This window comes from Enterococcus sp. AZ179, from assembly GCF_050498885.1.
Taxonomy (GTDB): Bacteria; Bacillota; Bacilli; order Lactobacillales; family Enterococcaceae; genus Enterococcus_D; species Enterococcus_D entomosocium.
In genome coordinates, this window is the sequence record NZ_JBMHEO010000001.1 from 3,156,112 (window position 1) to 3,170,481 (window position 14,370).

Below are 14,370 nucleotides of genomic sequence, written 5' to 3' on the forward strand. Positions count from 1 at the left end.
TATTTATAAACATTCTTTTAAAAGAAGATAAAAAGAGTTGGAAAAAGAGCGTAGTATTAAAGATGACCGCAAGGAAGTGCACTTGAAATGAATAGAAAAATATCATAGGCACATTTGGTGATTCAGGAAATTTTCACTTGTTTGAAAGTAGAGGGAAAGCAGAGAATAGATTGCCAGTGATAGAGGTCATTTAATCATTTGATCGAGGGACAAGTTCTTTTTGTCAGATGCTACTAGTGAAGACTAAACTTTCTTTATCTGAGCATGATTCGGTTATAGCCCTTAAAACTTCATTTGAAGCACTTCTAACAGATGGCTTAAGTTTTCAGTTGGTGAACCATGGCTTCATAACTCCAAAATGAATTAGTCTCATTGCTAGTCTACTAGTTATCTATAGATCGATTTTGCTAAAGCGAATGATTATTTGTTAAATAAAAGTGATTTCTGAAAGAAGAAAGGGGACCATGTAGTGCTAAAAAGTTTGTTATTTATATTTTCGGCGATATTTTTCTTTCCAACAGTAGAGGCTGCGGCTGATGAGGTTTCCGAAACGTTGATTTTTGATTTGAACACGATTGACTTTAAGGACGAACACTATTATTTGTTGAAAACCACACAAGATCTTCAGCTGACCGTCGATAGCAACGGCAGTGAAGGTGCTTTTGGCGTAGAGATCACAGCTGTCGGGAAGGCATTTTCAGCAGAACTAAACAGCGTGAACGGTTCGGAAGAGAAAATCATTCAGATTGAGGATACTGATGAAGCATCAATGATTCTTAACGTAGCTGCAACATTGAACATAAAGGAATATCTTGATTCCAACTCTGAGTACTACCTATCAGTCACTTTTACAGCAATTGATGATTCAGAGACCTTTACGAAAGATATAAAAATGAATCAGACGGATGAGGAAAAAGAAGAGATATCGGATGAGAATTTAATGACTGAAGACCAAGACGATGAAAAGCAAGAAGACAATGGCATCGAAGATGATTCTGAGAGCCAAAAGGAAGAAGCAGAATCTATTTACGACGAGCAAGCAAACTTGGAAGAAGACTCGCTTGATAAGGATTCTACCAAACTAGAAGATTCAATCAGTGATGTTGAGGATGAGGCTGGTACTGAGTTTTTTTTAGGGAAGAAAAGCCAATGTGAGACAGCAACATTTTTTTCAAAAGAAATGATCATTGAAAAAAATATGTTTAGATTTATATTAGGAAAAACCGCTTATTTGATATGAGCAGTTTTTCTTGTCTCACTTCTTCTATTTCTTCCTAAAGAGGAAACCATGGAGAGAAGATACGCAACATTTCTTTAAAAAGGAATCTCTCAATAATTGATGACCAATGGAATAAGTAGAAGCAGAACAAAAGAGAGGAACTAGCCCTCTCTTTTTCTTTTTGATTTTAAAATGTAGATGACTGCAGCTGCCAGCGCTGCAATGAGAACAAAGATGATCCAGATAAGGATTTGATTATTTGTCTGAACGTTGGCAGCGTTCGTTGGACGGTTCTCTTTTTTGAAGTTATCCAAGTCCTCTTTCTCATAAGAAAAAGTAGTGGTGATCGCTTTTCTAGTTGTTTCTATTGTTAAACGGTATTCGCCTTCAATAAGCTCACTATCGTCTATTAAAGGAATCTGCATTCTTGATTTGGTTAACGGCGTTAAAAGAACGGAATCTGCTAACTCTCCAGAGGCAATTGTTTCTCCATTTGGGTTTATTAGTTCGTAGAGCGCATTGTTTAAGTTGCCTAAAATAGGATTATAGTTGAGGGCATAAAATTGTAGGTTTATCGTGTCCTGAAGAGCAACAAATGAGAAATCTTGATAAATAATATCTTGAATATCCTCATATTTGCTAAAAATTAAGTTGATAAAAATGATAGACTCGTAGGCAGACGCAATACTAATAGAATCTTCAGCTGTTTGAACACCTAATATTTGCTTAAAATTAATTCCACCCATTACAGTACCTTCAAGCTCTATGTCGTCTGGAACATTTATGGTAATGCTGACACCAACAGATTCATTAGGAGCAATTTCTATTTGATTCTCTTCGTCTATAGCTTCTGAAGCGATAGTAACATAATTTGAAAAGTCGTATTTATCATCGAGAAGGTTCTCTGTATTCGAAGTGTACAAAATAGAGGATTCTCTTGAAATAGCAGTTGAAGCAAAGGGAGTGACCACTATTGATGAATCACCAGCTCCGATGTTTTCCAATTTAATTTCAAATGTATACTTTTTATCAACATCAGAAGGAAGAGTAATAGTATTTCTTGATGTCTCATATTCGGTATCGCTAAGCGATAGTTTTAAAGTATTCGTTGTCTCATTCGCTGTTGCAATACTTATATTTATATTTGCGATTATTGTCAATATGAGGAAGAACACAGAAACTCTTAGAAAGGAGTCTCTGTGTTTTGATATTTTATCCATATGTTATCCTTTTTAAGAATTAAAGGTCTTGGCCATTGTCTAAGTCAGTAGTATCTGATGCAGTAACTGTGATAGTGGGTGTGCCATCTAGCAAAGCAGTTTGACGATTGAATGTGAAAGTTGTATCTACGCTGGTAGCTACTGATTGGGAAATAGCTTCTGCTTCAACGGCAACATCACCATTTTCGGTGATAACGATTCCTTCAGAATCAGAAGAAACTGTAATTGTAACTTTATTAACTGAACGAGTTAAGTTTGTTAATGTTCCGCCAACGTTTTCAATAGTTCCTGTCATTGTTCCGTTGACAAATAATGCTGGACTTATTTCGAACGTTTCGTTTAAATTCATATCATTAAATGCAAAACTAGATGTTCCTTCTGTTATAGTAACAGCAAATGGAACAGAGGGAACCTCTGGCATAGCAACATCTGCTGACGCAGTGATTCCTCCTACTAGTAGTAAAGATGTTGCCAATGTAGTACCCAAAATAACTTTTTTCATAATAAAACCTCACTTTAATTTTTGCAGATGATTTACTGCTTAAATAAAGTATACAATGATGATGTATTAAGTTATTATCCGTTTTTGCGCTATTTTTAATGAAAAAGTAGAAAGTATTTTATTAATCTGATTTTTTATAAAATAATTTAATCAAATTTTCTAGTAGTCAAGTGATGTTGATTATCAAGTCCACATATTTTTCTGTGTAGCAATTGTCCGTGCGGTAATGATTTATATGAAAATAATTTTGTTGCAATTTTACAATTTGGCTAATATTTTAAGTCAAGATCTTCTCAGAGTTGAAAGAATTGTCGTTCCAACTAGGATTCGACCTAGCAAAGTAATTATATTGTTATTCGTAGTCTCTGAGAATTTGCTCTGAATCAGTCGCTGTCAGGGGAATCAGTTCTGAAGATTCATATCTGTTATTTCTTTCGTGAACATCTGCAATTCAGTAGAATACAATCTGCTATCATTTTTAAGATACTATTTATAGAAGTAGTTTTACGAGTATGAACTATTGCATAGGTGGGGATTGAACGTATTGTTCTATTTATGCATTTCTATTGAATAGGCAATCAAAGTCATAGATTTGAAAATTATCAATTAATGTTTTTATTCAATTTGTAATCTGTACCTACAAATCTTCTACCTTAACGGGACAGAGATATTAAAGGTTGCTTCAAGCTTAAAATTATAAATCCGTACTTGTTTCATTTTAAAAATATTTCAAAAAAATTAGCTGTTTAGAATCACTATCTCATCAATACTAGATTTTAGTAGGATTCATAATATTAGGAGAATATACAATAAGACTCTTTGAAGAAACCTTAGAGTTTTTTTGTCTCTTTTATTTTTATGAAGTTGCTACTCGTTTCTAATTAACAGGTCTTTAAGTCAGTAGAAAGAAAAATGAGGAACAATGATTATTTTATTTGTAGTTTTTTTGAAAAAAAGACGATAAAAATCGGCTGGTTCTTACTATATCCTTAATAGCAGAGGATCAAAGTTCTTTTAAGGAGTGAATCAAAATGCTGCAAACCAGAATAAATTTCAGTCGACAAAAGAATGCTACCATGTTGACTGTGCGCTTTTTCAGCAACAAGACGAATACGATTTTAGAGAGAAATTTAATTGTGGATCAAGAAGATGATCGCCAATCGGTTCTTGACTACTTAGCACAATCACTAGGGGAAATCAACATCTTGCAATACTCTTCGAAAAACGTTTTGTGTATCGCTGAACGTTCAAGGTTAGAAAAAGCAGGCGGCAGTCATCGATTGGAACATTTTTGGGGAGATGTGATCAGCTATATCGTTGAGTGCGTGGATAAATCTGGTGTTCATTATGATTTGCATGTCATTGGCAATGTTGATTCGGATGATGAAGAAATCATGCGGTCAATCAATCAAATGAGTGATGAATTGTCGATCATCAACATTTATGAATACAAAGATTGCTGGCTAAAAAGAGAAGATATTTTATTACAAGCTCTTTGAAATGAACTTGATTCCTCAAAGAAGTTTGTCCAGCTAGAAAATGATTTTACTCTCCAAGTCACTTACCAATCAATGAAAGAATACGAATTTTTTCTAAGTTTATGGAAACAGCTAATTCACAGGTTCTTTTTCATGGTTTCCAACACTTTTATGTTACAAAAAATAAGAATCGTTTCACAAGTTTTTCTCACCCGTACTGTTTTAAAGAAGAGGGGATTTTTCTGAAGTTTTTATTAAAATTGTCCGTTTAATGAAAAAAGAGGCTTGAATTTAAGTTTATTTTACTATAATTGGATACTGGGATACTTTTTAAATAAGGCGGGTAAAAAATTTTGGAGTATATAGAAAAATTGTATAGGTTTTATTTAACCAAAAAACAGGTAGATAAATTAACTGTTGTTAGAAATATCATTTTGGAGAAGCAGCTGTCTCTCGATAAAATATGTGAAACGACAAACAAATCTTTGTATCAGGTGAAAATATTGATCAATGAAATCGCCGAAGATATGAGAGAGTTTACGACTTTTGACGAGTCAATTTTTTTGCTGAAAAAGAGAACTGTTTATTTGTCACGAGAATTAAATGAAGAACAAAGCCTGCATATTTTTGTGAATCTAAAGAAAAAATATTTCTTAGAATCTCCTTATTATCGTCTATTATCCTATTTGTTAAGAAAAAGAAAGACCCGTATGGTGGACATCTCGGAAGAATTGATTTTTAGTATTTCTTATTGTTATAAATTGATCAGCTATCTTAAGAAAATGCTGGTTATCCAAAATGTTCCGATTACTATCAATAACAATACAGATTCCATTGATTTGACAGGGGCAGAGCCGTGTGTGAGGATGTACCATTATTTAGTTGAGATCATGGCTTGTAATGTATACATCAATCAGCGAACCCGTGCCAGCGTTGAATTAGCAGCTAAAGAATATGAGCCGTTAAAAACCACGAAAGTGAAGCACGACATTATGTTTTCAATCATTGAAAATGCGGTGTTGAGAGGCTATATTGTCAACGAGTTAGACGATGCTTCCATCACTATTTATGAGCAAATCAAGCAACTAGATGGGGAAAAGCAAGTGATCAAGCTGCTGCCGATCAGAAGTCAGCAAGATATTGAGAAAGAACAGATTTTTTATCATTTCTGGGTTTTTCTTTTCATACCTGAAACGATCTCGGATCAAGAAAAACTACTTTTGGGCCAAAAGCTGAGAAATCTTTTAGGAAATCCGCTGGTCGAATTTTCTGCCGATGTTGTAGCTGTCTTGTCGCAAAAGTATAATCTTTCTAAAGAGATCGAAGAATTCATTACCTATGAATTAGTGATGAATACATGGGGCTGTCTTCATCTCTTTTTGGATAGTTTTGTGTCTACTGAAGATTTGTCCTCTACGAACGAACGAGTATTAGAGGTGGAAGAGCTGATTGCAGCTGCCTTGCAGCGCCATTCGTTTGTAATAGAAAAAGAAGCCCTCTTCTTAAGGAAAATCGCTCAGATCACAGCGTCTTATTTACCTATCCAGGAAGAGGAACCGATTCGCATTGGTATTTCTCTTTTGAACCATCCAGAATATATTCCGGTCATTAAAAACAAACTGTTGAAAATTTACAATGAAAATGTGATTCACTTTAATTCGAATTTAGGAGACTCAGATATATTGGTTTCTGATGGCGTGCTAATCCATAATGAGTCGCAGAAATTCACATTTTTTGGCAATGTTCATAGTACCAAGGATTGGCACAATCTAAATGTGATGATCCAGTCGATGATTTCTAATAAATATACTTGAAAAGAGAGCGTATGGCTCTCTTTTTTTACTTGAACATCAGGTATCGTTGATCGAAGTACTAACCAAAAGAAGGAAGAGAGAAGACAAAAAAAGATATCTATAAAAGAGGGCTGCGACAGTCACCTTTTATAGATATTTTTTAAACCCATGATCAGGCAAAGCTAACGTGATGAGGATAGCGTTTTTTTTATGGAGATTTCCACCACTTCGGGCATTTGGATCACAGAGATCGTTGCAGGATCATAAGAGCCATCAGGTAATTTTTTCAAGAAGTAATTTTTGATTTCTTCAACTTCCGTCGGGCGAATAGTTCTTTTTTTATTGATCAGCAAAATTTCATTGTGGTTCGGCGCTGAGGTAAAGATCACGGTTGTATCTCCGGCTGTGTAAACCTTTACAAGTTCCGCGTCGGTATTTTCAAGTTGATTCAATACTAGTCGAGAATGGCTGTTCGTAACATTGATTAATTTCACCAGACTCACCTCACATTCTATGTATTTATTAATAACATTATAGGGCGTTTTTTTTCAAAAGAAAAGCCAGACAACTCGGAATTACCCAATTTTTTGGCAAAACATGGTTGTCTGGCAAAGGAAACGTTTCGTTACACGTTTTGGAAGCTTGTTACTCGTTTGTTCCCGATGCTTCTTCTTCAGAAGCCGGATTGGCTTCTTCAAGAGGTGCAGGGGACTCAGCGGAGGTCACGATGATTTTATCTGCATCTTCTAATTGTGCTTTTAGTTGATGTACTTGTGGATGCTCAAGATAAAATTCTGCAATGCCGTCTTCGATTTGATCTTGGATGGTTCTACGCAATGGGCGAGCCCCCATCGTTGCACTGTAACCAAGATCCACCAATTTTTCTTGCACGTCTTGTGGAACGTCGATATGCAATTTTTGTTGGTTAAGGGTTTGATTGACTTCATGCAGCATGAGAGACACGATCGATAACAAGTTTTCCTTGCTTAAAGCTTTAAATTCGATGATGCCGTCAAAGCGGTTGAGAAACTCTGGTGTAAAGTAATTATTCAATTGATTCAAAACGGAACGAGTGATACCTTCACGCGCCGCACCGAAGCCAACGTTAGCTTCAACTTTGCCGGTTCCGGCATTACTTGTCATGATGATCAAGGTGTCCTTAAAGCTGACGGTACGTCCTTGAGCATCGGTCAAGCGACCATCATCGAGAATTTGCAAGAACATATGCAATACATCAGGATGGGCTTTTTCTACTTCATCTAATAGAATCAAACTGTAAGGATTCCGACGAACTTTTTCAGTCAATTGACCTGCTTCTTCATAGCCAACATAGCCTGGAGGAGAACCAATCAATTTGGATACACTGTGTTTCTCCATGTATTCTGACATGTCGAAACGAATCATTGATTCTTCAGAACCAAACATTTCATAAGCTAATTGTTTTGCTAATTCGGTTTTCCCGACACCGGTTGGACCGACGAATAGGAAAGAGCCGATCGGACGGTTTTGTTTGCCTAAACCGACCCGATTTCTGCGGATCGCTTTTGCAACTTTGTCGATTGCTTCGTCTTGACCAATAACTTTAGCTTTCAAGTCATCCGCAAGATTCCTCAACTGGGTTTGTTCTTTTTCTTTTAATTCCCCAACAGGGATATTTGTCCGTTCTTCAACAATTTGTTCCATGTCTTTTTCGGTGATGACAGGCGTTTCTTCTTCGCTGATTTGACGTTCTTTCATTTTTTGAAGCTTGTTGATTTGATCGCGATAGTAAGCAGCTTTTTCAAAATCTTCTTCTCGAGAGGCAGCTTGTTTTTGTTCTTCCGCTTCTTGTAATTTCTTTTCGATCGTTTTTGGATCAACGATTTGGATCGTCAAGTTTTTCTTCGAACCTGTTTCATCTAGCAGATCGATCGCTTTATCAGGCAAGAATCGATCTTGAATGTAACGGTTAGAAAGGGTAGCGGCAGCTGCGATCGCTTCATCCGTATATTTCACATGATGATAATCTTCATAACGCGGTTGTAGGCCTTTTAAAATACGAATGGTTTCTTCCACAGAAGGTTCATCCACACGTACTGGTTGCAAACGCCGTTCTAAAGCGGCGTCTTTTTCGATGATGCGGTATTCATTTAACGTCGTTGCTCCGACCATTTGTAGTTCTCCACGGGCAAGAGCTGGTTTTAAGATGTTTCCAGCATCCATATTTCCGTCGCCGGCTGCACCAGCGCCAACGATTTCATGGACTTCATCGATAAACAAGATCACATTTTCCGCTTGCTTGATTTCTTCGATCAATTTTTGGATGCGTTCTTCAAATTGGCCACGAATACCTGTGCCTTGAACAAGCGACGCAACGTCCAAACGAATAACTTCTTTTTCCATCAATTTTTGTGGCACATCACCATCAACGATTTTTTGGGCTAACCCTTCAACGACGGCAGTTTTCCCAACCCCAGGTTCACCAATCAATACAGGATTATTTTTGGTTCGGCGATTAAGGATCTCGATCACGCGTTTGATTTCTGAATCACGACCGACCACTGGATCGACTTCACCATCACGAGCCATTTGAGTGATATTGATGCCATATTCTCCTAGCAGACCCGCAGGTGCTTGGTTATTGCGTGGTGGTTGCCCGCCAACAAAACCGTTACCACCAGTTTGTGTCGGTGGGGTTTGTTCATAAGGGGTATTTCCTTGCTGCATTTGACGAGACATTTGACGGAATAAATCATCAAGATTGCCAAATCCAAAAGGATCTTGCGCCATTGCAGCTGCAGCATTCCCAGATTGTGCTTTTAATTTTTGGTAACAACTTTGACAATAATCGAGTTGTTTTCTTTGACCATTGACATTGGCATATAAATGAATTGAAGCTTCATTTTTGCCGCAATTTTGACAAAGCATAGATTCACGACCTTTCATATTTGTTCCAACAACCCTATTTTACGGCGCATTTGATTGCTTGTAAAAGAAAAGGGGCTGTGGGCAAAGTAACGGTCACCTTCAAGGTAATGTGTTATTGACCTTTACTGACCATAATTCTATTATACTAACTTTTTGTCAGACTGCAAGAATTTTACCTTTAAAAATTTTCCCTTCGATTTCACTTATAGAAGCGGTCTTTTAAATAAAAAGTAATTCCTATATAATAGAAAGAAAGAGGTGAGAATAGACGTTGGAGAACAGAGATTTTGCTGCAGAAGTAGTACGTTTACGTAATGGAGAGATCCAAGAATTGATTGTCCAACAGCCGGAATTTCTGGCGTTTAGAGATGTCTGGCTCCAGTTGGAAGACCGGTCTTCTTTTGTCGGAGAAGCGGGGTTAAATGGGAAGATCATCTACCGTTACGTGCAAGAAAATAAATAGGACATTTATTTCAATCGTTTATTTAAGAGAAAACGGTTGTCTATCGAGGAAAAAAATGGTAATCTTAACAGTTGAAAGGGCGATTTTTTTCGGGTATCATTGCATGCATGGAAATTTTGCCTTCACACAAAAAAACGTATCATAAAGGAGATTGATCAATATGGAAAAGAAAGATTTTCACGTAGTTGCTGAGACAGGGATTCACGCACGTCCAGCTACATTATTGGTTCAAACAGCAAGCAAATTCAACTCTGATATCAACCTAGAGTACAAAGGTAAATCAGTAAACCTTAAATCAATCATGGGCGTAATGTCATTAGGTGTTGGCCAAGGTTCTGATGTAACTATCACTGCTGAAGGTGCTGACGAAGCAGATGCAATCGCTGCAATCGTAGAAACAATGAAAAAAGAAGGTTTGTCTGAATAATGGTTGAGATGCTAAAAGGAATTGCTGCTAGTGATGGTGTAGCCGTTGCGAAAGCCTACCTGTTAGTACAACCTGATTTATCTTTTTCAAAAGTATCAGTTGAAGATACTGCAGCAGAGGAAGCACGCTTAGATGATGCGTTAGCGAAGTCAACAGCGGAATTACAACAAATCCGCGACAAAGCAGCGCAAACTTTAGGTGAAGCAGAAGCACAAGTATTTGATGCTCATTTAATGGTTCTTTCAGATCCTGAGATGATCGGTCAAATCAAACAAAACGTGACAGATAACAAAGTCAATGCAGAAGCTGCATTGAAAGAAGTTACTGACATGTATATTGGTATGTTTGAAGCAATGGATGACAATGCTTACATGCAAGAACGGGCAGCTGACATCAAAGATGTTGCTAAACGTATCTTGGCGCATTTGTTGAATGTGACTTTGCCTAATCCTTCAATGATCAACGAAGAAGTAGTCGTTGTTGCGCATGACTTGACACCAAGTGATACCGCACAATTAGACCGCAACTTTGTTAAAGCTTTTGTAACAGATATCGGTGGACGTACTTCTCATTCCGCAATCATGGCACGTTCTCTTGAAATCCCAGCAATCGTTGGAACGATGGAGATCACTGCAAAAGTGAAAGCGGGCGACATCTTAGCTGTTAACGGCATTATCGGTGACGTTATCGTCAACCCGACAGATGACCAAGCGGCTGAATTTGTTGAAGCTGGGAAAGCCTACGCAGATCAAAAAGCAGAGTGGGAAAAATTAAAAGATGCTGAAACAGTTACGGCTGATGGTAAGCACTTTGAATTAGCTGCGAACATTGGTACACCAAAAGATTTAGAAGGTGTCCACAACAATGGTGCAGAAGCAGTCGGTTTATACCGTACTGAATTCTTGTACATGGATTCTCCTGATTTCCCAACAGAAGAAGACCAATATAAAGCGTATAAAGCAGTTCTAGAAGGAATGGCTGGAAAACCAGTGGTTGTCCGCACAATGGATATCGGTGGCGATAAAGAACTTCCTTACTTAAAATTGCCTCATGAAATGAATCCTTTCTTAGGCTATCGTGCATTGCGTATCAGCTTGTCTGAACTTGGGGACGACATGTTCCGTACCCAACTTCGTGCGTTGTTACGTGCTTCTGCTCATGGTAACTTACGTATTATGTTCCCAATGGTGGCAACATTGAAAGAGTTCCGTACAGCGAAGAAAATGTATGAAGAAGAGCGTCAAAAATTGATTGACGAAGGCGTTGAGATTTCTAACGAGATCCAAGTCGGAATCATGATCGAAATTCCAGCAGCAGCTGTCTTAGCAGACAAGTTTGCGAAGGAAGTTGACTTCTTCAGTATTGGTACCAATGACTTGATCCAATACACAATGGCTGCAGACCGCATGAATGAACGCGTGTCTTACTTGTACCAACCATACAACCCATCCATCTTACGCTTGATCAAAAACGTGATCGATTCAGCGCATGCTGAAGGCAAATGGGCTGGTATGTGTGGAGAAATGGCCGGCGATCAAACTGCTGTGCCACTTCTTGTAGGTATGGGCTTAGATGAGTTCTCAATGAGTGCAACATCTGTTCTGAAAACACGTAGCTTAATGAAACGTTTGTCAACCACTGACATGCAAGAATTAGCAAAACGTGCTTTAGAAGATTGCGATACAATGGAAGAAGTTGTAGAGTTAATCGAACAGTATGTAAAATAATCATTTCTAGGCAACAGGCAATTTTTGCTTGTTGCCTTTTTTTGTTTTAAGAAGACATTTTGTTTGATTTGACTTGCAACAACTTACTACTTTTTTCAGAAAACGAACAGTTTTGTCATATCTTGGAATTAAGCTATGATTCCCTGAGTTTTTCCCGTATCATGGTTAAATGGGGAACAAAATCTAGGACCATGGTAGGAGTATCTCTGCGATCGCCTATGGTATACTAATATCAGATATAAGCATTTCCAAGGAGGAATCATCTTTGAAAGTACTTCTTTATTTTGAAGGAGAAAAATTATTAGCTAAATCAGGTATCGGTCGCGCATTGGCCCATCAGCAACGAGCGCTGACATCTGTCGGGATTCCTTTTACTCTTGATAAAAATGATGAGGATTATGACATTCTTCACATCAACACGTATGGAATCAATAGTATGCATATGGTCAATAAAGCCAAAAGACAAGGAAAAAAAGTGATTTACCATGCCCATTCTACAGAAGAGGATTTTCGGAATTCATTTATCGGTTCAAATCAGCTTTCGCCATTATATAAAAAATATTTGATCAATCTTTATTCCAGAGCCGATCAATTGATCACCCCGACCCCTTATTCGAAAGAACTTTTGGAAGGGTATGGTATCCAAGTGCCGATCGAAGCGATCTCAAACGGGATCGATCTTGACAAATATCAGCCGGATCATGAGAAAGAAAAAGCCTTTCGTGAGTATTTTCAGCTTTTACCTGATCAAAAAGTCATTATATCGGTCGGTTTGTTTTTTGAACGAAAAGGCATTCTTGATTTTGTAGAGATAGCTAGACAATTGCCTGAATATACGTTTATCTGGTTTGGTCATACACCAATGATGACGATTCCTAAGCAGATCCGCGACCTTGTCAATGAAGACCATCCAGAAAATGTGCTGTTTCCCGGCTATATCAAAGGAGACATCATCGAAGGGGCATATTCAGCGGCTGATCTGTTCTTCTTTCCTTCCTATGAAGAAACAGAAGGGATCGTGGTCCTTGAGGCGTTAGCCAGCCACCAAAATGTGCTTGTTCGGGATATTCCAGTATATAAAGGGTGGCTAAGCAATGGGCACAATGCATACATGGAGAAAACCAATCAAGGGTTTATCGAGAAAATCAAAGGAATCTTAGATGGCACGTTGCCACAGTTAAGTGAAGCGGGTTATGAAACGGCCAAGCAAAAGAGTATTGATGAAATCGGATATGAGCTAAAAGAAGTTTATACAAAAGTGATGAATACGGAATAAAGAAACTAATGTAAAGTTTGGAGGTACCGTTTTGAAAATCGGATTTTTTACAGACACCTACTTCCCCCAGGTAAGTGGTGTGGCGACATCGATCAAGACATTGAAAGAAGAGCTTGAGAAAAAAGGCCATAAAGTGTATATCTTTACTACGACCGATCCCAATGCTGATCTAGACGAAGAAGATATCATTCGCATGCCAAGTGTCCCGTTTGTGTCCTTCAAAGATCGGCGAATCGTAGTGCGCGGCATGTTGTATGCCTATTTGATCGCCAAAGAGTTAGAGTTGGAATTGATCCATACCCATACCGAGTTTGGCTCTGGGATGTTAGGGAAAATGGTGGGGCGCAAATTGCAAATTCCTGTGATCCATACCTACCATACGATGTATGAAGACTACTTGCACTACATCGCCAATGGGAAGGTCTTACGGCCGTCTCACGTGAAATATCTTTCGCGGCTATTTGCCAACCACTCGACAGGTGTTGTTTGTCCAAGTGAACGAGTCATCGATACGCTGAGGGGGTATGGTGTGGTTTCACCGATGCGGATCATCCCCACAGGGATCGAAGTCGAGAAGTTTCGTCGACCGGACATTACATCTGAAATGAAAAAAGAATTGCGGGAGAAATTAGGCATCACTGAGGATCAACCCATGCTGCTTTCCCTCAGTCGTATTTCTTATGAAAAGAATATCCAAGCGATCATCGATGGGATGCCGGAAATTCTAACCAAGATTCCTGATGCGCAATTAGTGATCGTTGGGAAAGGTCCGCATAAAGAAAAATTAGAAGAAAAAGTGGTGGATATGGCGCTAACTGACCATGTTCAATTTGTCGGCGAAGTGGCGAATGATAAAGTGGCGATCTATTACCACGCTGCCGATTACTTCGTCAGTGCCTCCACTTCAGAAACACAAGGACTGACATACACGGAAGCAATGGCTGCTGGGACCCCATTAGTCGTTGAAGGCAATGATTACTTAAACACCTTGATCGATGATCCATCGTTAGGCGTCACCTATGAGAGTGATCGGGATTTCGCAAAAGCATTTATTGATTATTATGAACAAAAGATTCCTGCTGATCCCGAAGTTCTTTCTAGGAAGATGTACGAGATCTCGGCATTACGCTTTGGTGAGTCGATGCTGTCTTTCTACCATGATATGGTTGCCTATTATGAAACCGAACGCATCGAGAAAGAAACCGAGCAGACGTTAGAAAAATTCAAAGTAAAATTAAAGGCATTTCGCCGAACGATCGATTAAACAGAAAATTTTCGCAAGTTCATGTTTTTAGCGTAAACAATAATTTTAGATTAATTAATCGTAAAATCCTTTAATATCAACATTTCTATCAAAT

12 protein-coding genes are annotated in these 14,370 nt (G+C 38.2%); 8 read left to right on the forward strand and 4 right to left on the reverse strand.

The window, feature by feature from the left end; all coding sequences use genetic code 11:
- Positions 1-469 precede the first annotated feature (469 nt).
- The gene (locus IGI88_RS14755) at positions 470-1,240 is read left to right on the forward strand and encodes a hypothetical protein (RefSeq protein WP_061054249.1); all 771 of its coding nucleotides are present in this window, start codon (positions 470-472) and stop codon (positions 1,238-1,240) included.
- A 140-nt stretch (positions 1,241-1,380) separates the two neighbouring features.
- On the opposite strand, the gene IGI88_RS14760 is transcribed toward IGI88_RS14755, so the two are convergent.
- Both IGI88_RS14760 and IGI88_RS14765 read right to left on the reverse strand, forming a co-directional pair.
- Positions 1,381-2,439, reverse strand: a complete 1,059-nt coding sequence (locus IGI88_RS14760; protein WP_400450587.1) for a WxL protein peptidoglycan domain-containing protein — start codon at positions 2,437-2,439, stop codon at positions 1,381-1,383.
- Positions 2,440-2,458: 19 nt separating this feature from the next.
- Positions 2,459-2,941, reverse strand: coding sequence for a hypothetical protein (locus IGI88_RS14765; RefSeq protein WP_005235554.1), 483 nt, complete (start codon positions 2,939-2,941; stop codon positions 2,459-2,461).
- 1,031 nt (positions 2,942-3,972) lie between these two features.
- Here IGI88_RS14765 and IGI88_RS14770 point away from each other — a divergent pair.
- Both IGI88_RS14770 and IGI88_RS14775 read left to right on the forward strand, forming a co-directional pair.
- The gene (locus IGI88_RS14770) at positions 3,973-4,440 is read left to right on the forward strand and encodes a hypothetical protein (RefSeq protein WP_101699139.1); all 468 of its coding nucleotides are present in this window, start codon (positions 3,973-3,975) and stop codon (positions 4,438-4,440) included.
- Positions 4,441-4,913: 473 nt separating this feature from the next.
- On the forward strand, positions 4,914-6,233 hold the full coding sequence (locus IGI88_RS14775) for a helix-turn-helix domain-containing protein (protein WP_429960856.1): 1,320 nt from the start codon (positions 4,914-4,916) through the stop codon (positions 6,231-6,233).
- A gap of 161 nt (positions 6,234-6,394) precedes the next feature.
- On the opposite strand, the gene IGI88_RS14780 is transcribed toward IGI88_RS14775, so the two are convergent.
- Positions 6,395-6,706 carry a DUF1827 family protein gene (locus IGI88_RS14780; RefSeq protein ID WP_008378223.1) on the reverse strand — a complete coding sequence of 104 codons (312 nt, stop codon included), beginning with the start codon at positions 6,704-6,706 and terminating at the stop codon, positions 6,395-6,397.
- Positions 6,707-6,857: 151 nt separating this feature from the next.
- The gene (locus IGI88_RS14785; protein WP_185953765.1) at positions 6,858-9,119 is read right to left on the reverse strand and encodes an ATP-dependent Clp protease ATP-binding subunit; all 2,262 of its coding nucleotides are present in this window, start codon (positions 9,117-9,119) and stop codon (positions 6,858-6,860) included.
- Between the two features lie 271 nt (positions 9,120-9,390).
- On the opposite strand from IGI88_RS14785, the gene IGI88_RS14790 reads away from it, so the two are divergent.
- The 5 genes from IGI88_RS14790 (at position 9,391) to IGI88_RS14810 (ending at position 14,276) form a co-directional block, all read left to right on the forward strand.
- On the forward strand, positions 9,391-9,582 hold the full coding sequence (locus IGI88_RS14790; RefSeq protein ID WP_005235564.1) for a hypothetical protein: 192 nt from the start codon (positions 9,391-9,393) through the stop codon (positions 9,580-9,582).
- 160 nt (positions 9,583-9,742) lie between these two features.
- Positions 9,743-10,009, forward strand: coding sequence for a phosphocarrier protein HPr (locus tag IGI88_RS14795; protein ID WP_003126335.1), 267 nt, complete (start codon positions 9,743-9,745; stop codon positions 10,007-10,009).
- Entirely contained in the window at positions 10,009-11,736 is a 1,728-nt protein-coding gene (ptsP, locus tag IGI88_RS14800; RefSeq protein ID WP_008378209.1) for a phosphoenolpyruvate--protein phosphotransferase, read from the forward strand. Before IGI88_RS14795 ends, ptsP begins: the two co-directional genes overlap by 1 nt.
- 265 nt (positions 11,737-12,001) lie before the next feature.
- A complete protein-coding gene (locus IGI88_RS14805) occupies positions 12,002-13,012 on the forward strand; it encodes a glycosyltransferase (RefSeq protein WP_429960710.1) in 1,011 nt (336 codons plus the stop codon).
- A 31-nt stretch (positions 13,013-13,043) separates the two neighbouring features.
- On the forward strand, positions 13,044-14,276 hold the full coding sequence (locus tag IGI88_RS14810) for a glycosyltransferase family 4 protein (protein ID WP_008378207.1): 1,233 nt from the start codon (positions 13,044-13,046) through the stop codon (positions 14,274-14,276).
- Positions 14,277-14,370 lie beyond the last annotated feature (94 nt).

Coding starts and splice junctions, on each gene's coding strand:
- IGI88_RS14795 (WP_003126335.1), top strand. CDS start 9,743: ATGGAAAAGAAAGATTTTCACGTAGTTGCTGAGACAGGGATTCACGCA.
- IGI88_RS14770 (WP_101699139.1), top strand. CDS start 3,973: ATGCTGCAAACCAGAATAAATTTCAGTCGACAAAAGAATGCTACCATG.
- IGI88_RS14785 (WP_185953765.1), bottom strand. CDS start 9,119: ATGCTTTGTCAAAATTGCGGCAAAAATGAAGCTTCAATTCATTTATAT.
- IGI88_RS14760 (WP_400450587.1), bottom strand. CDS start 2,439: ATGGATAAAATATCAAAACACAGAGACTCCTTTCTAAGAGTTTCTGTG.
- IGI88_RS14765 (WP_005235554.1), bottom strand. CDS start 2,941: ATGAAAAAAGTTATTTTGGGTACTACATTGGCAACATCTTTACTACTA.
- ptsP (WP_008378209.1), top strand. CDS start 10,009: ATGGTTGAGATGCTAAAAGGAATTGCTGCTAGTGATGGTGTAGCCGTT.